Here is a 24,914-nt window from a genome sequence, read left to right on the forward strand (position 1 = left end):
CGGAGAGCGTCATTATGGATACCGAGCTGGCCAGGACATTCCTTGCTGTCGTGAGCGCGGGGAATTTCGTGGCCGCGGCGGACAAGCTCCATGTCACGCAGTCGACGGTGAGCGCGCGGATCCAGACGCTGGAGCAGTTGCTGCGCGTGACGCTGTTCGTCCGCAACAAGGCCGGTGCGACGCTGACGCCCGCCGGCCGCCAGTTTCAGAAACACGCGTCCGCGCTGGTACGTACGGTCGAACATGCGCGGCAGGATGTCGGAATTGCAAAAGGCTTCAGTGGTACGCTGACCGTCGGCGGTCGTATCGGGCTGTGGGAGGAGCATCTGCTGCACTGGTTGCCGCTGATGCGCGCGAAACATCCGGATATCGCGATCCGCGCCGAGAGTGCCCTCGAGCCTGAATTGATGCAGGGCCTCGTCGAAGGCCGGATCGATATCGGCGTGATGTATACGCCGCAGAGCCGGCCCGGTCTCAAGGTCGAGCAGTTGTTCGATGAACAGCTCATACTGGTCTCGACCAGCGCGCACAGCGCGCCGGAGCCGCAGCCGGGTTACGTCTATATCGACTGGGGCCCGGAATTCTATGCGCGCCACATGGCGCTGTTTCCGGATTTCGCAGGACCATCGCTTACGGCCAATATCGGCTGGCTCGGGCTGCAGCATGTGCTGGAGAATGGCGGCTCCGGATATTTCCCGCGCCGCATCGTTGCACCCCAGCTGAAGGCCGGGCGGCTGCATGTCGTCGCCGATGCGCCGGAATTTTCGATGCCAGCCTATGTCGTCTATCCCGGCGATCGCGACGATGCGATTATCGCCGAAGCCGTCGCACTCATGCATCGCCTCGCGCGCGACGCGGCCAACAAAAAGCCCGCGCCTGCAGGGCAGGCGAAGGCGCTGAAACGTCCGGCAAGGAGGGAGTGATGCGAGGCATCGGTTCGGCTAGGCGCCGGACGGATGTCCCGATGTCGCAACGATGGCCGCGATCTGATCGGCGCTGTGCCGGGAACGCTTGGTGACTGTCAAGCGTGCGATGATCGCCGCAGCAAAGGCGAACAGTGCGAGAGCGACCGATACGTCGGGGTGGATGATCGTTTTCATGGTCGGCTCCTGCATCATCGAATTGAGGGGGGGCATCGCTCCTCGGGTTCCTTCGAGCGTAGGACTGCCATGAATTTTGACAAACGAATGTTATTGGTGATTGAAATCGGATTTTTCGATTTAAAATGAGTGCCTCGCACGGCCGCATGCGCCGGCATCGGCTGGAAAGGCTGCTCGATAGCACCCGCTCCCAGAACCGGCCGTCGTCGTGACCTGGCGGGTGCGGATGACCATGGCACGAGCTATCTGCCGAGCCGGCTTGCCTTGGGCGTTGAACCGGTTAGAAAGTCCGCAAGCTCGGGACAGCCATGTTTCTGAGCGCGATCTGATCCTTGAGGGAGTTTCCCTCGCACCCGCATTGCCTGCATCGCCGCAGCCGATCCCATATCGTGGTCAACGACGATCGCGCCCCGAAATTCTTCCTCGCGCGATCTCGGTCTACTTCAATGACAAAAATAGAAGGCCCCAAGGGCGCTTCTGCGCAGCCGCGTAGCGGCATCAGGCTGTTCGTGCCTATTCTGGCTGGCGCAAGCCTTGCCGAGCGGATGCTTGCATGCGTCGGTGCGCTGGTCGGCATCGCGCTGACGGCGCTGATCTGCCGTTTCGTTCTTGGCGATCACTCCAGTCTGCCGCTGATCGTGGCGCCGCTCGGCGCATCGGCTGTTCTGCTTTTTGCCGTGCCGGCCAGTCCGCTCGCCCAGCCGTGGTCGATCATCGGCGGCAATACGATCTCGGCGATGATCGGCGTGATCGTCGCGCATCTCGTCCACGACCAGATTCTGGCGATTGGCTTCGGCGTGTCGATTGCCATTGCGGCGATGTCGTTTGCGCGCTGCTTGCATCCGCCGGGCGGCGCGACGGCGCTGACAGCGATCATCGGCGGCCCTGCGGTGACGTCAGCAGGCTTCTTGTTTCCCTTCGTGCCTGTCGGCCTGAACTCGGTTCTGCTTGTCGGTCTCGGTTTCCTCTTTCACAAGCTGTCGCAGCATACTTACCCCCACCGCGCTGCCCTGCCGCTGAACGCGCATCAGACCGCCGACCTCAATCCCGAGCTCCGCGTCGGCTTCCGCTCGGAAGACATCGACAAGGCGTTGGAAGCGTTAAAGGAGACGTTCGACATCGGGCCGGACGATCTCGATAGTCTGCTGCGGCAAGTCGAACTTCAGGCCATGTTGCGCTCGCACGGCACGATCCTTTGCGAGGACATCATGTCGCGAGATGTCGTCACGGTGGGCGCGTGGGAGGACGTCGAACTCGCGCGTGTGCGACTGCTGAAGCACAATGTGCGTGCATTGCCGGTCATCGATCTGCAGGGCCGGCTCGTTGGAACCATCGGCCTTCGCGAAATCCTGGGCAAGACGGGCGACGTCGGCGCGCGTATGTCGCAGGCATCCACGGCTTCAGCGACTGCGTCGGCAGTCGCTTTGCTGCCGGCGCTGACCGATGGCCGTACACATGCAGTCATCATCGTCGACGGGGAGCGAATGATCGCGGGTGTGATCACGCAGACGGATCTGCTCAGCGCGATCGCCAAGCTCGTGCCCATCGCGGCTTAGGCCAGGTGCGCCAGAATCATCGAGTGCATCGCAGGCCATCATGTGTACAGCGACATGATATCGCGATGCACGATAAGGAATGAGCCATAGCAGGGTGGTCGTCGTGAGACCGCTGCGAGCGTCGTCTTACGCGGCCGTCGAAGCTCGCATCGTTGCGCCCGCCATCAACTGGAACGGCTGCTCGATGACGATGCTCGAGCAGCCCAGCGACGCCGCGACCTGGCTGGTCGAGGCAACCACGGCATGGTCGATCTGCGAGCCGGGAATCTGCGCGACGATCAGCTGCGCGATACAGAGCTGGTTGCAGCCGCGCAAGTCGATATCGACACGGTAAGCAAACAGTGCATGAACGATGTCGCGCCGGTCGCGGATCACGATCAGCCCGTTATTGTTGGAGTCGGCATCGGTTCGCCGCCGTACGAAATCCAGCCATGCATCCAGCGTAATGCTGGCATCGTGCAGGTAGACAAGCGGATAGGCGGTCCGGGCATCTGCCCAAGTCATTGGTTGCGCCCGATATTCCTCATTCATGACCGAATTCCCGCATGGCCTGCCAAATTGGCGGAGATGGGCCGGCCCAGCATTGATGTGGGTCAAAGCGTCCACGATTGATCCATGTCAAATGGTGTAACGTGATCCCTAGACCTGCCCCATAAGAGCAAACGAGAGATGGACAGTGCCATGACCTTCGCAGAGCCAGCGGCCGAGACCTGTGCCGGAGAGCGCGACTGCAAGCATGGTCGCGGCACCAATGGTTGCGACGATTGCAAGGTGCGCCTGTTCAGTGTCTGCGGCGCCCTCGAGCCGACCGAACTCGACGAGCTCGACCGCCTCAGCCAGGTCAAGAATTTCCCGGCCAAGACCATGCTGTTCGATCAGGGCGCATTGGCCGGCAGCGTGTTCAACGTCACGGAAGGCATCGTCCGGCTCTACAAGTCGCTGCCGGACGGCCGTCGCCAGATCGTTGGCTTTGCGCTGCCCGGTGATTTCCTGGGACTTGCGCTGATGGACCGCTACGGCGTCGCCGCCGAGGCCGTGACGCCGGTGCGCGTCTGCCGCTTCACCCGCGCGGCCTTTCTCAATTATGTGGATGGCAAGCCGCATCTGCTGCGCCGCCTGCATGAATTCGCCGGCCATGAACTCAGCCTCGCGCAGGACCAGATGCTGCTGCTCGGCCGCCGCACGGCCGACGAGAAGGTTGCCGCCTTCCTGCTGAACCTGCAGGCCCGCTATGGCCGCATCGGCGCGATGTCGGTCAACGTGCCGCTACCCATGAGCCGCCAGGACATCGCCGACTATCTCGGCCTGACCATTGAAACCGTCAGCCGCACCCTGACCAAGCTCGCCAAGGAAAAGACCGTGCTGGTGGTGCCCGATGGCGTGCGCTTGCTGTCCACCGACCGGCTGGATCAGCTCGCCGCGGCGTAATGCGGCGCTGCATTTTGATGCAGCTCAAGGAGAGCGTGTCCTGCCGCGCTCACACTCTTCTCCGTCACTCAAGGAGAAGAGATATGCCTTTCGACAGTATGCTGGTCGCCGCCGCCGTGGTCACGATGTTCGTCTGCTTCGCCCTGCCGCTGGCCTGGGTCTCGCGCCGGACCTTCGGGCAGTCCTGAGCCCTTCGGCGGCATGCCGGTGCCCCTCATAACCGGCTGATTTGTCCTCCAAAACATGCCATGAGTCCTGACCCCCGCGACGGTTGCGCCGCGTCTGGGCTCTTGGTGTGCGAAGGAGAACAAATGGCTGCTCATGTGAGTCCGCTGGCCGGCAAAACCATCGATCCATCCCTGCTGGTCAACGTGCCTCGGCTGGTGACTGCCTATTTCGCCGGCAAGCCGGATCCGTCCATCCCCGCCCAGCGCGTCGCTTTCGGCACGTCCGGCCATCGCGGTTCCGCGCTCCATAATTCCTTCAACGAGAACCACATCCTCGCCGTCAGCCAGGCGATCTGCGATTACCGCAAGGGTGCCGGCATCGACGGGCCCCTGTTTATCGGCATCGACACCCATGCGCTGGCCGAACCGGCGCTGGTCAGCGCGCTGGAAGTCTTCGCCGCCAATGGCGTGCATGTGATGGTCGACAAGGACGGCGGCTATACGCCGACGCCGGTGATTTCCCACGCGATCCTCACCTACAACAAGAGCCGCTCGTCTGGTCTCGCGGATGGCGTCGTGGTCACGCCGTCGCACAATCCCCCGGAAGATGGCGGCTTCAAATATAATCCGCCCAATGGCGGCCCGGCCGATACCGACATTACTGGAATGATGGAAAAGGCGGCCAACGACTATCTCCGGAACGGCATGGCCGGCGTCATGCGGATGCCGCTCGAACGCGCGCGTGCGTCGGAATTCGTCAAACCATATGACTACATCACGCCCTATGTGACCGACCTCGCCGATGTCGTCGACATGGAGGCGATCCGCGCATCAGGCGTCAAGATCGGCATCGATCCGCTCGGCGGCGCTGGCGTGCATTACTGGCAGCCGATCATCGAGCGGTACAAGCTGGACGCAACGATTGTGAATACCGCGATCGATCCGACCTTCCGCTTCATGACGCTGGACTGGGACGGCAAGATCCGCATGGACTGCTCGTCGCCCTATGCGATGGCCAAGCTCATCGGCATGCGCGACCGGTTCGACGTCGCTTTCGCCAACGACACCGATGCCGACCGTCATGGCATCGTCACCCGTACCGGCGGCTTGATGAATCCGAACCACTATCTCGCGGCGTCGATCGACTATCTGTTCGCGCACCGGCCGCACTGGCGCAAGGATGCGGCGGTCGGCAAGACCATCGTTTCCAGCGCTATCATCGACCGCGTGGTCAACAAGCTCGGCCGCAAGCTCGTCGAGACGCCGGTCGGCTTCAAATGGTTTGTGAACGGTCTCGTCGATGGTTCGTTCGGCTTCGGCGGCGAGGAGAGCGCCGGTGCGTCGTTCTTGCGCAAGGACGGCACGGTGTGGACCACCGACAAGGACGGACTTATTCTGGGCCTGCTCGCCGCCGAGATCACGGCGGTGACCAAGCAGAATCCGAGCCAGCGTTTCGAGAAGCTCACGCAGGAGTTCGGTGTGCCCTATTACGAGCGCATCGACGCCGCGGCCACGCCCGAGCAGAAGAACGTGCTGAAGAAAGTCACGCCGGAGCAGATCGGCATGACCGAGCTCGCCGGCGATGCAGTGACCAAGACCGAGAGCAAGGCGTCGGGCAACGATCAGTCGTTCGGCGGCATCAAGGTCTCGACAGCCAATGGCTGGTTCGCCGCGCGGCCGTCCGGCACCGAGGACGTCTACAAGATCTACGCGGAGAGCTTCCGCAGCGAGGATCACCTCAAGCAGATCCAGCGCGACGCGCAGGCGGCGATCGGGAAAGTGTTTGGAGTCTAACCTACGCTGTCATTCCGGGGCGCTCGCTCTTGCGAGCGAACCCGGAATCTCGACGTGTTCTTCACCTCTCTCCACCTGGGACCTAAGAGGGCGATGAACGCATCGGGATTCCGGGCTCCGTCCCGCCGCCTGCGGCGTCGATCCGTCCCCGGAATGACAAAGGTGTGGCCTAGTGCCCGCTCGTCCGCCACCGCAGCAGTCGCTGCTCGACCAGCGACATGGCCAGCGCGGTCACATAGCCGATCGCGCCGAGCAGGATGACACCCGCGAACAGATCCGGCGAACGAAACGCGCGCGCCGAGAGCAGCACCCAGTGGCCTAATCCGTCGAGGCCGGCGAGGATTTCGCAGACCACCGCCAGGATCAGCGACACGGTCAGGCTCAGTCGCATGCCGGAGATGATGTCGGGGCTGGCCGATGGCAGAGCTATCTTGAAGATCACCGCGAGGCGCGACATGTGCAGCGAGCGCGCGACCTCATAGAGACGCGGTTCTACCGCGCCGAAGCCGTGAACGGTGGCGAGCAGCATCGGCCAGATCGCGCCGAAAGCGATGACGAACAGTGCCATGCCCTGGGTCAGCCCGAACAGGGCGATGGCGACGGGAATGATCGCCGATACGGGCAGTGGCCGCAGGAACTCCAGCGACGGGGCGACATAGCTGCGCATCGCCCTGGACGAGCCGATCATCGCGCCGAGTGCAATGCCGACGACGGATGCGACCAGCCAGCCGTAGAACATGTGTTCTAGGGTGCCGATGGTCTTCTCCAGCAATGTGCCATTGCTGAAGCCGCGCATCAGCGCGGCCCAGGCGCGATCGGGGCCGGGCAGAAACACCGGTGAGGCCAGTTTCAGATTGGCGATCAACTGCCACAGCGCGATCAGGCCTGCAGCAACGGCGAAGCTGGCAAGGCGCCAGAGGGTGAGTGTCCAGTTCATCGGACCTCTCCAGCCAGCGCTGCGGGGCCAAACAGATGCTGTTGCGCTGCCAGTAATCCGGCATTGAGCGCATAACCGATGAGGCCGATCCACAGCAGATAAGCGAGCATCAGGTCCGGCCGCAATGCTTGCTGCGCAATCATGATTCCGGCGCCAAGCCCGATGGGATTGATCGCGATTTCCACGGTCACCGCGACGATCAGCGCAATGCCGGCCGCCAGGCGAAAGGCGAGAAAGATGCGCGGCAGTGCGGCGGGAATGATGATCTTGCTGATACGGTCGCCTGGCGACAGCCGCAGCGCGCGAGAGACTTCGATCAGTCGTGGCTCGATGCTGCGTACCGCAGCGCGGCTGAGAATGAGGATCGGCCACACACAGGCAAAGGCGACGATCACAATTTCCATGCGATAGCCGAAGCCGAGCGCGATCAGGGCGATCGGCAGCAGCGCGATGGAGGGGATCGGCCGCAGGGATTCGATGGTGACTTCCATCAGCCGATCCAGCGGCTGGAAGATACCGAGTGCAATTCCGAGGAACAATCCGATGGCGCCGCCGACCGCGAGGCCGGCAAAGGCCGAAGCCAGCGTGTCACGCGTCGCCGCCAGGATCGAGCCGTCGCCGAATGCCTGAAATAGCGCCAGCACCACGGCGCTTGGCGGCGCCAATGCATCGCTGTGGATATCGACGGAGCGCGCCCAGATTTCCAGCACGATGAGCAGGCTCATCGGAAGGATCGCCGCTTTCAGGCGCTCGGATCTCATGCTTCCGATGCCTTGATGAAGTCGAACAATTCGCGGCGCAACCGCAGGAATTCCGGGTTCTCGCGCGTGGTCAACTGATCGCGCGGGCGCGGCAGGTTGATCTTGAGATCAATGCCGATGCGGCCGGGATGCGGCAGCAGGCCGACCACGCGGTCGCCGAGATAAATGGCTTCTTCGAGATCGTGGGTGACGAAGATCACCGTGGCCTTGCTGGCATCAAGCAGCGACAGGACCTCGTCCTGCAGGCCCTGCCGAGTCATGGCATCGAGCGCGCCGAACGGCTCGTCCATCAGCAGCGCTTTCGGTTCCTGCGCCAGACATCGCGCGATCTGCAGGCGCTGCTGCATGCCGCCGGACATCTCGGCAGGATATTTCGCGGCGTGATGGGGCAGCCCGACTTTCTTCAGCAACTCGTCGATGCGCGCCGGGCGCTGGGCCTTGGGCATGCCGATGGTTTCCAGCGCCAGCGCGACATTTCCGGCGGCCGTGCGCCATGGCAGCAGCGCCTTGCCGTAATCCTGGAACACGATGGCGACGTCGCGCCGCGGCGCGCGCATCGGCTCGCCGTCGAAACTCACATTGCCCGAGGTCGGCTGATACAGGCCGGCGGCGAGGCGGAGCGCCGTCGTCTTGCCGCAGCCGGAGGCGCCGATGATGCAGAGAAACTCGCCGGGCTTCACGTCGAGGCTAACGTTTTCGATGATCGTCTTGCCGCCGAGATCCAGCGTGACATGGGAAAACGCGATCTGCGACTTTTCGAGTTGGGCCGACGGGGTGTCCTTGCGAAGGGCAATGGATGTCATCGCGCTCAATCTCCCTGTCCGGGCGGATAGACGAAAGCGAGCGTCGAGTGCAGATGCGACGTCAGCATGGCCTGTGCGGGACCGGTTTCGCGCGCAAGCACGCGATCGGCCAGAAGCTGATGGGCTGCAACAAAGCGGCTGCCGCTGTCGAAGCCGCGCATCATCACCCTGCGGTAGCGATAGGCCTGATCGTAAAGTTCCGAATGCGCCGCGAGCAGGCGCTTCGATCCGCAGGCCGCCAGTAATGCGGTGTGAAATCCCTTATGGAGCTTGTCGAAATCCGGCGCCCCTTCGCGGAATTCATCGCCGGTACGTTCGATATGCCTACGCATCTGGTGAAGCGCGCCGAGGATGCCAGCCTCCCAGGCATCGTCGCCATGTTCGATGGCCAGCCGCAGCGCCTCCGTCTCCACCACGCTACGCATCCGTGTGATGTCGGCCAGATCCTCCCGGCTGATGTCGGCAACGCGAAAACCGCGCTGGCCGATGCCGATAATCAGGCCGCGTGAGATCAGGCGTGACAGTCCTTCGCGCATCGGCGTGGCGCCGATGTCGTAACGCTGCACGAGATCGACGATGCCAAGTCGCGTTCCTGGCGCGAGATTGCCGGCAATGATGTCATGCTGAAGCAATGTCGCTGCACGCTCGCTCAGCGTATCCGAGCCGGATACATCGATTGTACTGCTAAGGGGCTGACCCGCCATTCAGTTCGACCTATTTCAGAATCAGTTTGTTGAGATCGAGCCTGGTCTCCAGCATCTTCTGCGAGGACATGACGTCGATCCACCATGCCAGTTGCTCGGGCTTCAGCACCGGCTCCGACTTGTTCGGCGGTGAGGCCTTCACCAGTTCGATGGTCTGTTTGGTGAATTTGGCAATTGCGGCCGAGGTCTTGTCTTTGTCGCTGTTCACGATCGCCGCACCTTCGGCGATGGCAGCGCGAAATTTCCTGACGATGTCGGGATTCTTCTCGGCCCATTCGCGTGAGGCTGCATAGAAGATGATCGGCTCTGTGCGCTCGAGCTCCGACGCGTAGCGTGCGCCGATACTGCCGCTGCCGGCCGCCAGCATGCGCGATACCGTTGGCTCCGCGGTCAGCACAGCATCGACACCGCCGGACTTGATGATGTCGGGCATGGTCGGGAAGGTCACTTCGACGAAATTGACCTTCCTGGGATCGACACCCTTGTCGACCAGCCATTTGACGAACAGCACGTGAAGAAACGCACCGAGGCCCGGTGCGCCGACCTTCTTGCCGACGAAATCCTTTGGCTCCTTGATCGTGATGCCGTTACGCACGAAGGCGGTGATATTGGCGTTCGATGTCGGGCTCATCACCGTTGCGCCGGCGACCGCGACAAGATCGAGGCCGCCGTCGGCAGCCTGCAGGAAGACGGTGGAGGTCGGGCCGCCGATTTGGATCGAGCCGGACAGAATGGCCGCCGGGATATTGGAGTTGATGCCGATGGGGATCATCTCGGCATCGAGCCCGTGCTTCTTGAAGATGCCTTCATCGACTGCGACCATCGCCGAGGCGCAGTCCGTTGTTGCAGTGCAACCGATCTGGATCCTGGTCTGGGCATGCGCGGTGCCCGTCACAGCGAGCGTCGCCAATAGGGCTGCCACCGTCCACCTGGTCATGGTCGTCTCCCTCGCCCGAGCATTTTTCGATCGTGAAGCAATCTTTGCGATAGCCTCTTGTTTATCGATATTTTTTTTGATCATATATTTTATCGAAGAACAAGCAAGTGGGAGACGCCAGTGAAGCTCGCGACATTTCGTGCCGGCGGTCAGCAGGATGGCCAAGCCAGGGTCGGTATCGTTCACGCCAATGACGGCAGGCTGTTCGATCTCGCCAGCGCCGCGGCCCGCGATGGCGGCAATCCGGCCTTCGACTCGATGCTGGCCCTGATCGATGCAGGTGAAGGTGCGCTCGATGCGGCGCGAAAGGTTTTCGAGAAACACGGCAGCGACGCCTCGTTGTCCGTGGATGTCGCCGGCACGGACGTTCTCGCGCCGCTGCCCGAGCCGCGGCAGATGCGTGATGGCATGTCGTTTCCGTTGCATATCCGGCAGTCGCCGCGTGGCCAGTTGAAGCTGGCTGCCCGTGCGAAGGGGGACATGGAAGAACTGGCGCGGCTGGAAGCCGAGCCGCTCGGCGAATTGCCCGAAGTCTATCGCCGCCAGCCGATCTACTACATCACCAACCGCTTCAGTGTGCGAGGCACTAACACCACGGTGAAATGGCCGCGCTATAGCAAGGTGATGGACTACGAACTCGAATTCGGCATCGTCACCAAGAACAAGGGCGCGAATATTTCCGCGGCCAAGGCGAAGGATCACATCTTCGGCTACACCATCTTCAACGATTTCTCGGCGCGCGATGCGCAGCGGCTGGAGATGGAAGGCCGGCTCGGCCCGGCCAAGGGCAAGAGCTTCGATGGCGGCAATGTGCTGGGGCCGTGGATCGTCACGCCGGATGAGATCGGCGATCCCTACAGACTGAAGATGGAATGCCGCGTCAACGGCAAGGTGCGTTCGTCATCGACCAGCGAGGGCATGCTGTTCTCCTTCGAGGAGATCATCGCCCATGTAACGCAGGATGAGACGCTGATGCCGGGCGAATTCATCGGCTCCGGCACCGTCGGCAACGGCTGCGGCCTCGAACTCGGCTGGTATCTCGAACACAATGACGAGATCGAGCTCGAGGTCGAGAAGATCGGCGTGTTGAAGAACAAGGTGGTGCGGCAGGACGCGTAGTCCATGGCCACCACATACTGTCATTCCGGGGCGCTCGCACTTTGCGAGCGAACCTCAGCCACTCCAACTGGAGTGGCGGGGAATCCCGCAGTGAGTCACACGACAAGATTCCGGGTTCGGTTCCGTCGCCTCCGGCGCCGGGCCGCCCCGGAATGACGAGCAAAGTCCAAACAAGAAAAGCTGAGGAAATCCCATGCCCCGTCGCCTCATCGATATTTCCGTTCCCCTGCAGAACGACGTTCCCGCCGATCCGCCGGGCAATCATCCCACCATCAATTATGTCGATCATCAGCAGGGCCTGCCGCGGATGCTGCAGTTCTTCGACGGGCTGAAGAAGGAAGACCTGCCGGATGGCGAGGGCTGGGCTGTGGAGCTGGTGCAGCTTTCGACCCACAACGGCACGCATCTCGACGCGCCCTATCACTTCCATCCCACCATGAATCGCGGCGAGCGTTCATGGACCATCGACGAAGTGCCGTTGGACTGGTGTTTGCAACCGGGCGTGAAGCTCGACTTCCGGCATTTGCCGGACGGCTATGTCGCAACGGCTGGGGATGTCGAGGACGAGCTCAAGCGCATCGGCCATACGTTGAGTCCGCTGGAGATCGTCGTCGTCAACACATCTGCCGGCGTCAAATACGGTCAGCAGGACTACGTCACCTCCGGCTGCGGCATGGGCTATGAGGCCACCATGTATCTGTTGGAGCGCGGCGTGCGCCTCACCGGCATTGATGGCTGGAGCTGGGACGCGCCGTTCGTCTACACCGCGAAGAAATATGCCGAGACAAAAGATGCCAGCCTGATCTGGGAAGGCCACAAGGCCGGCCGCCATATCGGTTATTGCCATCTCGAGAAGCTGCACAATCTCGAACAACTGCCGTCCACCGGCTTCATGGTGTCGTGCTTTCCGGTGAAGATCGAGAAGGCGTCGGCGGGCTGGACAAGGGCGGTAGCGATTATCGAGGATTGAGTCCCATCCTCGTCATTCCGGGGCGTGGGCGCCTCTTGGCGCACACGAACCCGGAATCCCGAGATGTTCAGGGTTGAACACATCGAGATTCCGGGTCTGCACTCCAGCCTGCTCCGCAGTCTTACGTGCATCCCGGAATGACGAGTGTGTGGAGCGCCGCGCTACACCGCCGCCGCTTCCTCATGCCCGAAATAGGCCCGCTCCAGCCGCTGCGGCAGGTTCGCTTCCGATGTGGCCGCCTCCAGTACGATCCGTCCCTGGGACAGCGCATAGACGCGGTTGGCCGCCGCCAGCGCTTTCTCCACCAGTTGCTCGACCAGCAGCACCGCGGTTCCCTGCTTCTGCAGTTGCGCGATCACCGTCAGCACGCGGTCGACCAGCACAGGCGACAGACCGGCCGAAGGCTCGTCCAGCATCAGTAGCCGCGGTCGTCGCACCAGTCCTTGCGCCACCACCAGCATCTGTTGCTGTCCGCCGGACAACGACGCGCCGCGTTCGTCACGCTTCTGCGCGATCTCAGGAAAGAATGACAGTGCCTCATCAACGCGCGCGTTGCGTTCGCCGCGCGGCAGGTCGTAAGCCGCGAGCAGCAGATTCTCGGTCACCGTCTGCTGCGTGAACACGCGATGGCCTTCGATCACATGTACCAGTCCGGCGCGCGCGGCCTCGCGTGGTGTGCCGTTGCTGATGTCGCGGCCGTCGAAACGCACGCTGGCAGCATTGACCGGCAACAGGCCGGAGATTGCGCGCAGCAAGGTCGACTTCCCGGCGCCGTTGGGGCCGAGCAATGTGACCACTTCGCCGGCGGCAATGTACAGGTCGATGCCATGGAGCACGCGGATCTTGCCGTAGCCGGATTCCAGCGCGGTAACCTTGAGCAGCGGTTCAGCCTCCGAGGTAAGCACTGACGACCTCCTTGTGAACGCGGATTTCGGCGGGGGTACCGGCGGCGAGGATCTTGCCGAGATTCAGCACCGTGACCTGATCGCAGATGTCGAAGATCAGGTCGGCGTGATGCTCGACCAGCAGCACGCCGGTGCCGCGGCGGCTGATCGCCTTGATCAGCACGCCCAACCTCGTGATCTCGTCGCTGGAGAGGCCTGCGGCGGGTTCGTCCAGCAGCAGGAAGTCCGGCTGCAGCATCAAGGCCCTGGCGATCTCGATGAAACGCAATTCGCTGTGCTGCAGGCGATCGGCGCGGACATCGGCGAGGGATTCGAGCCCGACCACGCCGAGCATCGCGCGCGCCTGTGCGGTGAGTTTGCGTTCGTCGCGATGATGCCGCGGCAGCGACAAAAGCGCTTCGGCAAATGTCGCTTCGCCTTCGATGGTGCCGCCAACCATCACATTCTCGAGCACAGAGGCTTCGCCGATCACGCGCGGGGTCTGGAAGGTGCGGGCGATGCCTTTGCCGGCGCGCAGCTCCGGCATGCCCGGCGGCAGTGCGTCGTCACCCAGCGTGATGGTGCCGCCCTTGGCGGCGTAGTAGCCGGAGATCACGTTCAGCGTCGTGGTCTTGCCGGAGCCGTTGGGGCCGATCAGGCCGTGGATCTGGCCGGGCTTCACGTCGAGGTCGAGCCCGTCGATGGCGCGGACGTTGCCGAACGTGAGCACCACATCGCGCAAGGTCAGTGTCTTGGTGGTCGCTGTCTTGCGCAGGACCTCGGCAAGTCCGGCGATACGCGGCACGATGGCGCGGTTGCTGGCGAGCGGACGGCGGCTCTTGAAATCCAGCAGCGCCGCGATGCCGCCGGGCATCACCAGCACGATCAGGAGCAGCAGCACCGCATAGAGGAAGGTCGACCACGCGGCCAGAGGTGCGGCGATCTCCGGCAGGATGGTGAGAATGATGGTGCCAAGCATCGGGCCGAGGATCGAGCCGCGGCCACCGATCAGGATGGCAATGAAGAACAGCACCGACAGATCGAAGGTGAAGGCATCCGGCGTGATGTAGGTCTGCAGGCTGGCGAACAGCCCGCCGGCAAAGGCCGCCATGGCGCCGGCGAGCAGGAAGATCGACACCAGCAGCTTCGGCTTGGAAATGCCGGTGGCTTCCGCCGCCACATCGGCGTCGCGGATCGCAATCAGCGCGCGGCCGAACCGGCTATAGGCAATATTGGCGCTGAGCCAGGTCGCGACCGCCGCGAAGCCGATGCACAGATAATAAAAGCCCCAGGGCGTGTTGAACGGCGCGGAGAATTCCGGCCCGACGATGCCGATGCCGCCGCCGGTCACGCTCTGCCAGGCCAGCGCGATCTGCGTGACGATGGTGGCGAAGCCGAGCGTGGTCATGGCGAAGTAGAAGGTGCGCAGCCGCATCGCGGGCAGGCCGACGATCACGCCGAACACCGCGCCGACGCAGCTTGCGATGACCAATGCGCCATAGATTGGCACCGGCGGCAGCACATTGCCGGCGGCAAGCACGCTGGTCGTGTAGGCGCCGAGCGTCAGCAGCGCGACGTAGCCGATGGCGAGATGGCCGGCGAAACCGACCACGAGATTGAGCCCGGCAACCAGCACCCAGTAGATCGCGGCGCGGGTGCCGATGAGCGCCCAGTAATCATTGCTGACAAAGGGCAGGATCATAGCCAGCATGAACACGCCGAGAAACGGCAGCAGTGCCGGCAGTACGGAATGTCTGGTCGTGGTCTCGCGCGAGGTCGGAATATCGGTGATCGCCGTCATCACACCCTCCGCGCCGTTGCGGAGCCGAACAGCCCTTGAGGCGCTGCCAGCAACACGATGATGAAGATCGCGAACACCGCGACGGATGAGAAGATGCCGCCGACCAGGAAATTGGCTGCCTGCTGGAACAGGCCGAGTGCGAGGCCGCCGATCAGCGCGCCGCGATTATTGCCGAGGCCGCCGAGCGCCACCGGCACGAAGCCGTAGAAATTCAGCAGCGCGCCATTGGCAAAGAAGGCCAGCATCAGCTCACCGCCGGCGAAGCCCGCCACGCCGCCGATCACGCCGGCGAGGGCATAGCTCGCCACGCGCAGGTTACGCTCGGGCAGGCCGAGCGCGCGCGCTGCGAAGTTATCCTCGGCGATGGCCATGAAGGCGTGGCCCACCAGTGTGCGGCGATAGAGATATTCGAGGCCGAGAATAGTGAGGCCGCAGGCCACCACCGGCAGCCAGAATTTCTCGTCCCAGACGCCGGTGCCGAGACCGACAATGCGCGGGAAGGGCTGCGGCTCGGTGCCCCATTTGATGGCGGTGACCTGCTGGATCATCAGCGCCAGTGCCAGCGTTGAGAGCACATAGAGATGCTGTTCGAGGCTTCTGAGCACCGGCCGCACCGCGACGAATTCGGTGATGACGCCGATGATTGCGCAGGCGATCAGTGTGAGAGCGAAGCCGACCAAAGTCGGCATCCCCATCTTGAGCATGAACAACGAGCCGAACACCCCGCCGAGCATCGCGAGCTGTCCGGCGGTGAAGCTCATCACCCGCGAGGTCGAGAACATCGTATTGTAGGTGATGCCGACGAGCGCATAGATCGCGCCCGCCGCGAGGCCTGAAGCTATGATCGAGCCGAGCATGTGTGTCCTCCTCGCGCCGGTCTATGAGTAGCCGGGGGCGAGGGCGAAGGTGCCGTTCTTGGCGGAACGCGCTTCCGACATCACGATCTCGTCGGTCGGGTAGCCGTTATGCTGGGTGGGTGAGAAAGAGTAGTTGCCGAAATAGCCGGGATATTTGGTCAGCGAGTTCCAGTATTTGACGATGCCCTCGCTGTCGGTCGATCCGCTGGCCTCGACAGCCCTGGCGATCAGTTCGACCGCATCGATGCCGCCCGCGATCCACCACAGCAGCGTGTCGTTGAGCGGCACCTTGGCCTTGTTGAGGCGATCGACGAGATCCTGACTCTTCGGCGGCAGTTTACCAGCGGAGTCATAACTGCAGCTCTTGTAGCCGATGGCGTAGACCTTCTCCCAGTTGGCGGGTTTCTCGATCAGGCTGGCGAGTTCGCCGGATGCCAGCGAGGGATGACCGACAAAGGCGACGTCCCAGTTCATCGACGCGCGGGTGTTGAACATGCGCGCCTCCATGCCGGTAGAGACGCTCCACACCACGATGACCTGCGCAGCGGCATTCTTGGCGCGCAGCATGTCCGGCGTCATGTCGGGCTGTGTCGCGTCGATATTGGCCTGATAGACTACATCCGCGCCGTCTTTCTTGAAGGCTTCGACAGAGGCCTTCACGGCGGTGACACCGTAGCCGGTGGTGTCGCCGATCACGGCGATCTTGCTGACTTTCAGCACCTTGAGACAGTAGTTGCGGACAGCGTCGTCCCACTGGCCGTTCGATGGCGCGATGCGAAACGCGGCGGGAAATTTCGCAGGGTCGATCAGCGTATCGACGACGCAAGGATGCAGGTCGGGCATCTTGGCACGCGCCATCAGTGGCGTCGTGGCGAGTGCCTCGCCGGAATTCACCGGCCCCCAGATCGCATGGACCTTGGCCTGGCTGATCAGTTCCTGGGTGGCGTTGACGGCCTTGGTCGGATCGCCCTGCGTATCCCGCGTGATGATCTCGATCTTGCGGCCCTTGACGCCGCCGGCAGCATTGATGGCGTCCGTGGCAAATGTGACGCCGCGGTTGAAGCCGACGGTCGGCGCCGAACTCGGTCCGGTCATGGCGGCGAGCCAGCCGATCTTGATCGGTTCGGACGATTGCGCAATGGCGGGACGTGAGAGTGGAAAACTTGCTGCGCCGAGTGCGCCGGCGCCGCCCAACAGAATTCCACGACGAGAAATGCTCATCTTGACTTCCTCCCTGTGTTTTCCCTTTGCGGTGCCTGTCATTGATGCAGGCATCCGTTTCGTCCGCCCGGTCGTTGCCGGATTAGATTATGTGTGTGGGTGATGTCGTTGGTCGGTCAGATACTCCGGATCGTCATGACATATGCCGATGTTGCGCGGTGGCAGAGCGCGACGCGCAGATCCCTCTCCATCGCCTCAGGCTGACCTGTCGCGGTGGCTTTGGCAATCGGCTTGTGATCTTTGACGATGGCAGGGACGTTGCCAAGGGCCTGGCCGTTGCAAGTCACACGGTGCTGCTCTGCAGTCCCGCTTGTCTGTTGCAACGCAATGATGTGTGTCCGTCGTCAGGTCGCGCTGAAGCCGCCATCTGCCGATAACACATGGCCGACAATGTAGCCGGCATCGTCGGACGCGAGCCACACCACCGCTTCCGCGACTTCATGTGGCTGGCCCATGCGTCGGATCGGCAGGCCTGCCGCGACGGCCGACATGTCGGCGATCCCCGAGGCCAGCATCATGTCGGTCACCACACGTCCCGGCGCCACCGCATTGATGCGGATGCCGCGCGGCCCGCATTCCATTGCTGCCGACCGCATCAGCGAGATCACCGCCGCTTTCGATGCGGAATACAACGCTAGGCCAGGATTGGGGTTGCGGATGCCGCTCACCGAAGCATTGACGACGATACGGCCGCCGCCATTCAGCTCCATGGCCTGGATCTGATGCTTCAGGCCGAGAAACACCGAGCGGACATTGGCGTCGAACACGGTGTCATAGACCGCCTCTGTCTGCTGCTCGATCGGCGCGCGCCGTTCCTGATAACCGGCATTGTTGAAGGCCACATCGAGCCGCCCGAAACGGGATATCACGGCTTGCACGAGACTGGCGACCTCGGTCTCCTCGGTCACATCGGTGCGCACGAACAGTGTCTTGGCACCGAACCGGCCGCAGTCTTCGGCGGCAGCCTGTCCCTCGGCCTCGCGACGGCCTGCAATTACCACTGCAGCTGCGCCTTCCTGCGCCATCAGCAACGCAGCCGCCCGACCGATGCCGGTGCCGCCGCCGGTCACGAGGCAGATGCGTCCGGCCATGCGGTCGCGGGGGCGGAACTGGGCAGCACTGGTTGTCATGGTCATTCCTTGCACGGATCGTGCTAACACGGTCGTTATTCGTCGTCAGCAATATAGTTGTATTATGCAACTATCGTCAAGGAGCCCAGGATTGTCCGATATTGACGCTGATTTGATTGATCACATCCGCGCCGCGTCGCGTCTGATGGTGCGCGAACTCGGCTTCATGCAGGCAACGGTTGCAGCGACCGATTATCCGCCGTCGGCGGTGCATACGCTGCTGGAGATCGGCGCGCGCGAGGCGATGACCGCGGTCGAATTATCGGCGTTTCTCGGGCTGGAGAAATCCAGCGTCAGCCGGATGATCCGCAAGCTGATCGACGCGGGCGAATTGAAGGAAGCCGCCAGTGCCGGCGACGGCCGCGTCAAGCGGCTGCTGCTGACCGCCAAGGGGCGGCGCACCCGCGAGGCGATCGAGGCTTACGGGCAGCGACAGGTCACCAATGCCCTGCAGCAGCTCGCCCCGATCCAGCGCAAGAAGGTGGCCGAAGGTCTCGCGCTCTATGCCGAGGCACTGGAAGCGCATCGGCTGGCAGATGCGGAGACGCCGGACCGGACATTGGCCAGGCGGCCTTGAATCGCTACAGTCGAATACGGCACACTCGACCGGCTTGACTGGTTCGCATCGTGCAAAAGTAAGTCGTGCCAAAGCAAAAAGAAACAGGGATGGAATTATGCCGGGCCACAAGAAGACTCCCGATCAACTCCGCAGCGCGCGCTGGTTTGCGCCGGATGACCTGCGTGCCTTCGGCCATCGCTCGCGCGCGATGCAGCAGGGCTATGCACCGGTCGAGTGGAAAGGGCGCCCCGTCATCGCGATTCTCAACACCTGGTCGGAAGCCCAGCCGTGCCACATGCATTTCAAGACCCGCGTCGATGACGTCAAACGTGGAATCCTGATGGCTGGCGGCTTCCCGATGGAGCTGCCGGCGCTGTCGCTGTCGGAGAGCTTCCTGAAGCCGACCACCATGCTCTATCGCAACATGCTGGCGATGGATGCCGAGGAATTGTTGCGCGGCCATCCCGTCGATGGCGTCGTGCTGATGGGCGGCTGCGACAAGACCACGCCGGGTCTCCTGCTCGGTGCCACCAGCGCCGGTTATCCCGCGATCTATCTGCCGGCTGGCCCGATGCTGCGCGGCAACTGGAAGGGCAAGACGCTGGGCTCCGGCTCCGATGCCTGGAAATACTGGGACGAGCGCCGTGCAGGGAAAATCTCCGACAAGGAATGGGTGGAGGTCGAGGGCGGCATCGCCAGAAGTTATGGCACCTGCATGACCATGGGTACGGCGTCGACCATGACGGCGATTGCCGAGTCCATCGGCATGACGCTGCCCGGTGCGTCGTCGATCCCTGCGGCTGATGCCGGTCATATCCGCATGGCCAGTGAATGCGGCCGTCGCATCGTCGAGATGGTGTGGGAAGATCTGACGCCGCAGAAGATCCAGACGCGCAAGGCCTTCGAGAATGCGATCACGGTAGCGATGGCGATGGGCTGCTCGACCAATGCGATCATCCATCTGATCGCACAGGCGCGCCGCGCCGGGCAGGATATCGGCCTCGACGATTTCGAGATCGCCAGCCGCAAGGTGCCCGTGATTGCCAATGTGCGCCCGTCCGGCGACACCTATCTGATGGAAGACTTCTTCTATGCCGGCGGTCTGCCGGGGCTGATGAGCCGCATCAAGGAACATCTGCATCTCGATGTGATGACCGTGACTGGCAAGACGCTGGGTGAGAACATCGGCGGCGCCGAAGTCTATAACGACGACGTCATCCGAACCGTGAAGGACCCGATCTATGCGGAGGGTGCGCTCGCGGTGCTGAAGGGCAACCTCGCGCCCGACGGCTGCGTCATCAAGCCGTCAGCTTGCGAGCCGCGCTTCCTCAAGCACACCGGCCCGGCGATGGTGTTCGACGACTATCCCAGCATGAAGAAGGCCATCGACGACGAGAGTCTCGACGTGACAGCCGACCACGTTCTGATCCTGCGCAATGCAGGGCCTCAAGGAGGGCCGGGCATGCCGGAATGGGGCATGTTGCCGATTCCGAAGAAGCTGGTGAAGCAGGGCGTGCGCGACATGGTCCGCCTGTCGGATGCACGCATGAGCGGCACCAGCTATGGCGCCTGCATCCTGCACGTCGCGCCGGAATCCTTCATCGGCGGCCCGCTGGCGCTGGTTGAGAATGGCGACATGATCAGCCTCGACGTCGACGCGCGCACGATCAATCTCGACATCTCCGATGCGGAGATGGAGAAGCGCCGCGCGGAGTGGAAAGCCCCCGAGCGCAATTACGAACGCGGCTATGGCTGGATGTTCACCAAACATATCCAGCAGGCCAATGAAGGCTGCGACTTCGACTTCCTGCGCACCGACTTCGGCGCGCCGGTCAAAGAACCCGTGATTTATTGAGTGAGTGATCCCATGACCAAGCTCAGCGACGCGACCCGCGCCAAACTCAAAACCATCTCCACCGCCACCGTGGCCACCGCGCTCTACAAGCGCGGTTTCCGCACGCAATGCATCCAGGATGTTCATCCGCTCGGACCCAACCAGCCGACGCTGGTGGGCGAGGCCTTCACGCTGCGCTACATGCCGGCGCGCGAGGATCTCAACAAGCTCGATGTGTTCAGGGATCGCGCGCATCCGCAGCGCAAGGCAGTGGAGGATTGCCCGCCCGGTGCCGTGCTGGTGATGGACAGCCGCAAGGATGCGCGCGCGGCGTCCGCTGGCGCCATCCTGATCAACCGCCTGGCGCAGCGCGGCGTTGCCGGTGTCATCACCGACGGCGGCTTTCGCGATTCGGCCGAAATCGCCAAGCTCGGTTTCCCCGCCTATCACCATCGCCCGAGCGCGCCGACCAACCTCACGCTACATCAGGCCATCGAGATCAACGGCCCGATCGGCTGCGGCGACGCGCCGGTATTTCCGGGCGATGTCATCCTCGGTGACAGCGACGGCGTGATCGTCATCCCCGCGCATCTGGCCGCCGAGATCGCCAACGAAGCCTTCGAGATGACGGCCTTCGAGGATTTCGTCACCGAGCAGGTCCAGAAGGGCAAGGGCATCTTCGGGCTCTATCCGGCGACCGATGAGCAGACGCTGGTGGATTTCGCGGCGTGGCGGAAGGAGAAGGGGCGGTAGGGCGAAGACCTCCACCGCCATTCCCCGACACGCCAATTGGAGTGGCTGAGGTTCGCGTCCGGCAAAAGCCAGCCACGCCCTCAGGCAAACCAATTAGTTTGCCGGGGAATGACGAGTATGGGGCGGGGATGGGTTCTGGCAGCACCCAAACATTTTTTCCTATTCTTATTGACAGAATCTCCGTCAGGTTTATATTCCCCGTCGTCCTGCCTCACCGAGAGGGGCGATCGCGATCGTCACGTTCGCGGGGTGGGATGCGGTGGGCGCCGGAGATGCGGCGTCACGCGGTCCATGGGGGACGTCTGTCTTCGGGCAGGACGGATCTGCGCCAGCACTGCCACTGGCAAGGAGACGGCTGGCCTTGAGATGGAAAGACCCTCTGGACAGTGTGACGGACGACTTCATCCGAGGCGTTCGGTTCTTGGCTGCGCTAATCCGACCTCATCGCAATGGGGTCTAATAATGGTGGGTCTGAGGATTCATCTGGAAAGCCGGGCACCCCGTCAAACACCGCGTGCGGAACGCTGGGCACTTGCCCTGCGCGTCCGAAAGTCCTGATGCATTCACTATTGCGGAAGACCGCATCGCATCAGGCCCAAGGGTGCAACGGGCACCCGGCGTTCCGCGCGCCCTCTCAACAGAGGGCGGGAATGCAGGAGACGACGGCGCCCCCGCGCCGCAAACAACAGGGGTGATGACGCATGTCTGAAGAGCAGTGGCTGTTTGAAATTCACATCCCACGATCTGTGCGGGGTGCTATCAGCGATAATCCCGCACCCGCTTCACCATCTGCTCGACATGGGCGATTGGCGTTTCCGGCTGGATTCCATGGCCGAGATTGAAGATGAAGCGGCCGCTGGCATAATTCGCCAGCACGTCATCGACAGCGCGGTCGAGCGCGGCGCCGCCGGCGATCAGCACCAGCGGATCGAGATTGCCTTGCACGGCGACGTGGCTCTGCACACGTTCACGAATGAAGGACGGCTCTGCGGCCCAGTCGATGCTGACGGCATCGACACCGGTCGCGCCAACATAGCTCGGCAGCAGCGCACCGGCCCCGCGCGGGAAGCCGATGATCTTCGCATCCGGCGCCTTTGCACGCACGCCGGCGATAATGCGCTTGGTAGGTTCGACCGACCAGCGATGGAATTCCGCGGCAGGCAGCACACCGGCCCAGGTGTCGAAGATTTGCAGTACGTCCGCGCCGGCCTTGAGCTGGCTCAGAAGATAAGTGATCGAGTTCTCGACGATGGTATCGATGATTTTCGCAAACGCTTCCGGATGCCGATAGGCCATCATCCGAGCCGGCCCCTGATCCGGCGTGCCCTTGCCGGCGACCATGTAGGTCGCAACCGTCCACGGCGCGCCGCAGAAGCCGATCAGCGTAATTTTCGGATCGAGTTCGGCGCGCACGCGGCGCAGTGCTTCGAACACCGGTTCGAGCTTGGTGAAGTCGGCCTCGTCAGACAGCGTCGCGACCTTTTCGGGCGTGTCCAATGGATCGAGCCGCGGGCCTTCGCCGACCTCGAAGCGCACGGAGCGACCGAGTGCATAGGGGATCACCAGAATATCCGAGAAGATGATCGCCGCATCGAACCCAAAACGGCGGATCGGCTGCAGCGTCACTTCGGTGGCGAAATCCGGATTGAAGCACAGATCGAGGAAACCGCCGGCCTGCGCGCGGACCTCGCGATATTCGGGCAGATAGCGCCCGGCCTGTCGCATCATCCAGAGCGGCGGCGCTGCCTGGCGCTGGCCGGCGAGGACATCGAGGAAAGGTTTGCGGGGCGCGGATTGGGTCAAGGGCTGGGTTCCGGAAGACGGCGTCAGAGCGCGTGATTTTGTCGTTTCTGATACACTGCCGCTGCGCTCTTGGCGAGGCGCGCGGGTCTTCGAGAACCGGCATGTGGCGGGTTCGTTTTTGATGCATCTCAAGACCTTGGCAGGCTAAAAGACCTTCTATGACCGACATGAACATCATGACCCCACAGCCCATCACGATCGCGGACCAGCAACGCGAGCAAGCCCGAATCTGGTTTGAATCCCTCCGTGACCGCATCTGTGCCGAGATCGAGGTGCTGGAGCGCGAGGCGCCGCAGGCGCTGTTCCCGGGTGCGCCGGCCACCTTCACCTACAAGCCGTGGACGCGCGCGACGGGCACCGGCGGCGGCGTCGGCGGCTTCCTCTCGGGCGGCCGGCTGTTCGAGAAGATCGGCATCCATACGTCATCCGCGAATGGCAAGCTGTCGCCTGAAATGGCGCGGCAAATGCCGGGCGGCGGATCGCAGCTCGATTACGTCTCCAGCAGCATCAGCCTGATCATGCATCCGCGCAGTCCGCGCGTGCCGACGGTGCACATGAACACGCGGTTCCTGTCGACGGCAGTGGGCTGGTTCGGCGGCGGCGCAGATCTGACACCGATGCTGCCGGAGCAGCGCAAGGCCGATGCGCCGGATACGATCACGTTCCACGATGCGATGCGCAGCGCCTGCGATGCGCATGACCCCGCTTATTACAAGAAGTTCAAGGCGTGGGCCGACGACTACTTCTTCCTGCCACATCGCGGCGTGGCGCGCGGCGTCGGCGGCATCTTCTACGATCAGCTCAACACCGGCGATTTCGACAAGGACTTCGCGTTCACGCGCGACGTCGGCTCTGCTTTCCTCGATGTCTATCCGCGCATCGTGCGTGCGCGGATGCAGGAAGCCTGGACCGAGGAAGAGCGCGCACAGCAGCTCGAAACGCGCGGACTCTATGTCGAGTTCAATCTCTTGTACGACAAGGGCACGATGTTCGGCCTGCAGATCGGCGGCAACGTCGAGAACATTCTGAGCTCGATGCCGCCGCTGGTCAGCTGGAAGTAAGGTCGATCAGGCTGCGCTCGGCGTCTGTTCAAGCGCAGCCTGGACGGCCCAGGACAGATCGGTGTTGAGCTGGAACGCCACCGAACCTTCGTCGATGATCGCCTGCGGATTTGTCGCGCGCTTGCCGGCTTCATCAAGCGCGTTGCGATAGTCCGACTTCAGGGACGCGAGATCGGCATAGGCCGGGAAATCGTAGAACGACAACTCTTCCGGCGCGAGGCCGGGCTTCTTGGCGAGCAGGCGCTTGAGGATCTGGCCGCCCGAGAGGTCGCCGAGATAGCGCGTATAGGCGTGGGCAATCAGCAGCTCACCGTCGCCCTTGGCGGCATCCGCGATCCGCTTGGCATAGGTTTCGCCGGCGGGCAGTATCGGCACATCAGAGAAATCGCCATCGCACATTGTGTTGAGGTCGGCTTCCATCGCGGACGAACGATCGAGCCGATACTGGGCGAGTGCGGCGAGCACAGGCGTGTCGCGATGGTTCTCAAGTCCGGCTTCCAGCGCCTGATAGGCCGCGAGCAGATTCCGCTGCAGCAGGACATAGCCCTTGCGGCTGACGTCACCGCGCAACATGTCCTTGATGATGCCGGAGCGCTCGGCTTCGGTGTGAAGCACCTTGGTGCCGAGATAAAGGGCGGTCACGACGCTGACAGGCGCAGTGCTTTCTGCCGAGGCAGCAGGCATTGAATTCTCCGATGATTGATAAAGGGGATGTGTTGGCGCTCGGGCTGACGA

Annotated in this window: 24 protein-coding genes; 10 read left to right on the forward strand and 14 right to left on the reverse strand. The window is 62.8% G+C overall.

Going from position 1 to position 24,914, the window contains the following annotated elements; genetic code table 11:
* Nucleotides 1-14: 14 nt before the first annotated feature.
* Nucleotides 15-923: a LysR family transcriptional regulator gene (locus CIW50_RS19165; RefSeq protein ID WP_149532780.1), complete on the forward strand. Its 909-nt coding sequence runs from the start codon at nt 15-17 to the stop codon at nt 921-923.
* An 18-nt stretch (nt 924-941) separates the two neighbouring features.
* Here CIW50_RS19165 and CIW50_RS29115 read toward each other — a convergent pair whose 3' ends face one another.
* Nucleotides 942-1,100: a hypothetical protein gene (locus CIW50_RS29115; RefSeq protein ID WP_172980384.1), complete on the reverse strand. Its 159-nt coding sequence runs from the start codon at nt 1,098-1,100 to the stop codon at nt 942-944.
* Nucleotides 1,101-1,546: 446 nt separating this feature from the next.
* Between CIW50_RS29115 and CIW50_RS19170 the strand changes: the two genes are divergently transcribed.
* Nucleotides 1,547-2,656, forward strand: a complete 1,110-nt coding sequence (locus tag CIW50_RS19170) for an HPP family protein (protein ID WP_149532781.1) — start codon at nt 1,547-1,549, stop codon at nt 2,654-2,656.
* Nucleotides 2,657-2,782: 126 nt separating this feature from the next.
* Here the strand turns inward: CIW50_RS19170 and CIW50_RS19175 are convergent, their stop codons facing one another.
* The gene (locus CIW50_RS19175) at nt 2,783-3,160 is read right to left on the reverse strand and encodes a hypothetical protein (RefSeq protein WP_149532782.1); all 378 of its coding nucleotides are present in this window, start codon (nt 3,158-3,160) and stop codon (nt 2,783-2,785) included.
* A 177-nt stretch (nt 3,161-3,337) separates the two neighbouring features.
* Between CIW50_RS19175 and CIW50_RS19180 the strand changes: the two genes are divergently transcribed.
* Together CIW50_RS19180 and pgm are read left to right on the forward strand one after the other, a co-directional pair.
* Nucleotides 3,338-4,084 carry a Crp/Fnr family transcriptional regulator gene (locus tag CIW50_RS19180; protein WP_149532783.1) on the forward strand — a complete coding sequence of 249 codons (747 nt, stop codon included), beginning with the start codon at nt 3,338-3,340 and terminating at the stop codon, nt 4,082-4,084.
* A 311-nt stretch (nt 4,085-4,395) separates the two neighbouring features.
* Nucleotides 4,396-6,045, forward strand: coding sequence for a phosphoglucomutase (alpha-D-glucose-1,6-bisphosphate-dependent) (gene pgm / locus CIW50_RS19185; protein WP_149532784.1), 1,650 nt, complete (start codon nt 4,396-4,398; stop codon nt 6,043-6,045).
* Between the two features lie 169 nt (nt 6,046-6,214).
* Here pgm and CIW50_RS19190 read toward each other — a convergent pair whose 3' ends face one another.
* The 5 genes from CIW50_RS19190 to CIW50_RS19210 are packed head-to-tail and all read right to left on the reverse strand — an operon-like array spanning nt 6,215 to nt 10,187.
* Nucleotides 6,215-6,982: an ABC transporter permease gene (locus tag CIW50_RS19190; RefSeq protein WP_149532785.1), complete on the reverse strand. Its 768-nt coding sequence runs from the start codon at nt 6,980-6,982 to the stop codon at nt 6,215-6,217.
* Nucleotides 6,979-7,743, reverse strand: coding sequence for an ABC transporter permease (locus tag CIW50_RS19195; protein WP_149532786.1), 765 nt, complete (start codon nt 7,741-7,743; stop codon nt 6,979-6,981). Before CIW50_RS19195 ends, CIW50_RS19190 begins: the two co-directional genes overlap by 4 nt.
* Entirely contained in the window at nt 7,740-8,546 is an 807-nt protein-coding gene (locus CIW50_RS19200) for an ABC transporter ATP-binding protein (RefSeq protein ID WP_149532787.1), read from the reverse strand. The genes CIW50_RS19195 and CIW50_RS19200 overlap by 4 nt, the downstream gene beginning before the upstream one ends.
* Before the next feature lie 5 nt (nt 8,547-8,551).
* Nucleotides 8,552-9,250 (reverse strand): GntR family transcriptional regulator, encoded by a 699-nt coding sequence (locus CIW50_RS19205; protein WP_149532788.1) that lies wholly within the window; start codon nt 9,248-9,250, stop codon nt 8,552-8,554.
* Between the two features lie 10 nt (nt 9,251-9,260).
* Nucleotides 9,261-10,187, reverse strand: a complete 927-nt coding sequence (locus CIW50_RS19210) for an ABC transporter substrate-binding protein (RefSeq protein WP_149532789.1) — start codon at nt 10,185-10,187, stop codon at nt 9,261-9,263.
* Nucleotides 10,188-10,307: 120 nt separating this feature from the next.
* Here CIW50_RS19210 and CIW50_RS19215 point away from each other — a divergent pair, with 120 nt between their 5' ends.
* Together CIW50_RS19215 and CIW50_RS19220 are read left to right on the forward strand one after the other, a co-directional pair.
* Complete coding sequence (locus CIW50_RS19215; protein ID WP_149532790.1) at nt 10,308-11,306, forward strand: fumarylacetoacetate hydrolase family protein; 999 nt, start codon at nt 10,308-10,310, stop codon at nt 11,304-11,306.
* A 193-nt stretch (nt 11,307-11,499) separates the two neighbouring features.
* Nucleotides 11,500-12,276: a cyclase family protein gene (locus CIW50_RS19220; RefSeq protein WP_149532791.1), complete on the forward strand. Its 777-nt coding sequence runs from the start codon at nt 11,500-11,502 to the stop codon at nt 12,274-12,276.
* A gap of 161 nt (nt 12,277-12,437) precedes the next feature.
* Here CIW50_RS19220 and CIW50_RS19225 read toward each other — a convergent pair whose 3' ends face one another.
* From CIW50_RS19225 to CIW50_RS19245, 5 genes are all read right to left on the reverse strand, one after another.
* Nucleotides 12,438-13,181 (reverse strand): ABC transporter ATP-binding protein, encoded by a 744-nt coding sequence (locus CIW50_RS19225; protein WP_172980385.1) that lies wholly within the window; start codon nt 13,179-13,181, stop codon nt 12,438-12,440.
* The gene (locus CIW50_RS19230; RefSeq protein WP_149532793.1) at nt 13,162-14,961 is read right to left on the reverse strand and encodes a branched-chain amino acid ABC transporter ATP-binding protein/permease; all 1,800 of its coding nucleotides are present in this window, start codon (nt 14,959-14,961) and stop codon (nt 13,162-13,164) included. The genes CIW50_RS19225 and CIW50_RS19230 overlap by 20 nt, the downstream gene beginning before the upstream one ends.
* Entirely contained in the window at nt 14,961-15,818 is an 858-nt protein-coding gene (locus tag CIW50_RS19235) for a branched-chain amino acid ABC transporter permease (RefSeq protein ID WP_149532794.1), read from the reverse strand. Before CIW50_RS19235 ends, CIW50_RS19230 begins: the two co-directional genes overlap by 1 nt.
* A 21-nt stretch (nt 15,819-15,839) precedes the next feature.
* Nucleotides 15,840-17,039 carry an ABC transporter substrate-binding protein gene (locus tag CIW50_RS19240; RefSeq protein ID WP_149532795.1) on the reverse strand — a complete coding sequence of 400 codons (1,200 nt, stop codon included), beginning with the start codon at nt 17,037-17,039 and terminating at the stop codon, nt 15,840-15,842.
* Between the two features lie 344 nt (nt 17,040-17,383).
* Complete coding sequence (locus CIW50_RS19245) at nt 17,384-18,169, reverse strand: SDR family NAD(P)-dependent oxidoreductase (protein WP_246664355.1); 786 nt, start codon at nt 18,167-18,169, stop codon at nt 17,384-17,386.
* 91 nt (nt 18,170-18,260) lie between these two features.
* On the opposite strand from CIW50_RS19245, the gene CIW50_RS19250 reads away from it, so the two are divergent.
* The 3 genes from CIW50_RS19250 to CIW50_RS19260 all read left to right on the forward strand — a co-directional run bounded on the left by CIW50_RS19250 (nt 18,261) and on the right by CIW50_RS19260 (nt 21,315).
* Nucleotides 18,261-18,746: a MarR family winged helix-turn-helix transcriptional regulator gene (locus tag CIW50_RS19250; RefSeq protein WP_246664356.1), complete on the forward strand. Its 486-nt coding sequence runs from the start codon at nt 18,261-18,263 to the stop codon at nt 18,744-18,746.
* Between the two features lie 97 nt (nt 18,747-18,843).
* The gene (gene araD / locus CIW50_RS19255; RefSeq protein ID WP_149532797.1) at nt 18,844-20,583 is read left to right on the forward strand and encodes an L-arabinonate dehydratase; all 1,740 of its coding nucleotides are present in this window, start codon (nt 18,844-18,846) and stop codon (nt 20,581-20,583) included.
* Nucleotides 20,584-20,595: 12 nt separating this feature from the next.
* Complete coding sequence (locus tag CIW50_RS19260) at nt 20,596-21,315, forward strand: ribonuclease activity regulator RraA (RefSeq protein WP_149532798.1); 720 nt, start codon at nt 20,596-20,598, stop codon at nt 21,313-21,315.
* A gap of 759 nt (nt 21,316-22,074) precedes the next feature.
* Here the strand turns inward: CIW50_RS19260 and hemE are convergent.
* Nucleotides 22,075-23,118, reverse strand: coding sequence for a uroporphyrinogen decarboxylase (gene hemE / locus CIW50_RS19265; protein ID WP_149532799.1), 1,044 nt, complete (start codon nt 23,116-23,118; stop codon nt 22,075-22,077).
* A 167-nt stretch (nt 23,119-23,285) separates the two neighbouring features.
* Between hemE and hemF the strand changes: the two genes are divergently transcribed.
* Nucleotides 23,286-24,179, forward strand: coding sequence for an oxygen-dependent coproporphyrinogen oxidase (gene hemF, locus CIW50_RS19270; protein ID WP_502707508.1), 894 nt, complete (start codon nt 23,286-23,288; stop codon nt 24,177-24,179).
* A 6-nt stretch (nt 24,180-24,185) separates the two neighbouring features.
* Here the strand turns inward: hemF and CIW50_RS19275 are convergent, their stop codons facing one another.
* Nucleotides 24,186-24,863, reverse strand: a complete 678-nt coding sequence (locus CIW50_RS19275; protein ID WP_149532801.1) for a biliverdin-producing heme oxygenase — start codon at nt 24,861-24,863, stop codon at nt 24,186-24,188.
* Nucleotides 24,864-24,914 lie beyond the last annotated feature (51 nt).

It is taken from the genome of Tardiphaga sp. P9-11 (assembly GCF_008329525.1).
Classification (GTDB): domain Bacteria; phylum Pseudomonadota; class Alphaproteobacteria; order Rhizobiales; family Xanthobacteraceae; genus Tardiphaga.

Bases quoted from the DNA above. Each gene is read 5' to 3' on its own strand.
- CIW50_RS19165 (WP_149532780.1), top strand. From the start codon at position 15: ATGGATACCGAGCTGGCCAGGACATTCCTTGCTGTCGTGAGCGCGGGG.
- CIW50_RS29115 (WP_172980384.1), bottom strand. From the start codon at position 1,100: ATGAAAACGATCATCCACCCCGACGTATCGGTCGCTCTCGCACTGTTC.
- CIW50_RS19170 (WP_149532781.1), top strand. From the start codon at position 1,547: ATGACAAAAATAGAAGGCCCCAAGGGCGCTTCTGCGCAGCCGCGTAGC.
- CIW50_RS19175 (WP_149532782.1), bottom strand. From the start codon at position 3,160: ATGACTTGGGCAGATGCCCGGACCGCCTATCCGCTTGTCTACCTGCAC.
- CIW50_RS19180 (WP_149532783.1), top strand. From the start codon at position 3,338: ATGACCTTCGCAGAGCCAGCGGCCGAGACCTGTGCCGGAGAGCGCGAC.
- pgm (WP_149532784.1), top strand. From the start codon at position 4,396: ATGGCTGCTCATGTGAGTCCGCTGGCCGGCAAAACCATCGATCCATCC.
- CIW50_RS19190 (WP_149532785.1), bottom strand. From the start codon at position 6,982: ATGAACTGGACACTCACCCTCTGGCGCCTTGCCAGCTTCGCCGTTGCT.
- CIW50_RS19195 (WP_149532786.1), bottom strand. From the start codon at position 7,743: ATGAGATCCGAGCGCCTGAAAGCGGCGATCCTTCCGATGAGCCTGCTC.
- CIW50_RS19200 (WP_149532787.1), bottom strand. From the start codon at position 8,546: ATGACATCCATTGCCCTTCGCAAGGACACCCCGTCGGCCCAACTCGAA.
- CIW50_RS19205 (WP_149532788.1), bottom strand. From the start codon at position 9,250: ATGGCGGGTCAGCCCCTTAGCAGTACAATCGATGTATCCGGCTCGGAT.
- CIW50_RS19210 (WP_149532789.1), bottom strand. From the start codon at position 10,187: ATGACCAGGTGGACGGTGGCAGCCCTATTGGCGACGCTCGCTGTGACG.
- CIW50_RS19220 (WP_149532791.1), top strand. From the start codon at position 11,500: ATGCCCCGTCGCCTCATCGATATTTCCGTTCCCCTGCAGAACGACGTT.
- CIW50_RS19230 (WP_149532793.1), bottom strand. From the start codon at position 14,961: ATGACGGCGATCACCGATATTCCGACCTCGCGCGAGACCACGACCAGA.
- CIW50_RS19235 (WP_149532794.1), bottom strand. From the start codon at position 15,818: ATGCTCGGCTCGATCATAGCTTCAGGCCTCGCGGCGGGCGCGATCTAT.
- CIW50_RS19240 (WP_149532795.1), bottom strand. From the start codon at position 17,039: ATGAGCATTTCTCGTCGTGGAATTCTGTTGGGCGGCGCCGGCGCACTC.
- CIW50_RS19245 (WP_246664355.1), bottom strand. From the start codon at position 18,169: ATGACAACCAGTGCTGCCCAGTTCCGCCCCCGCGACCGCATGGCCGGA.
- araD (WP_149532797.1), top strand. From the start codon at position 18,844: ATGCCGGGCCACAAGAAGACTCCCGATCAACTCCGCAGCGCGCGCTGG.
- CIW50_RS19260 (WP_149532798.1), top strand. From the start codon at position 20,596: ATGACCAAGCTCAGCGACGCGACCCGCGCCAAACTCAAAACCATCTCC.
- hemF (WP_502707508.1), top strand. From the start codon at position 23,286: ATGAACATCATGACCCCACAGCCCATCACGATCGCGGACCAGCAACGC.
- CIW50_RS19275 (WP_149532801.1), bottom strand. From the start codon at position 24,863: ATGCCTGCTGCCTCGGCAGAAAGCACTGCGCCTGTCAGCGTCGTGACC.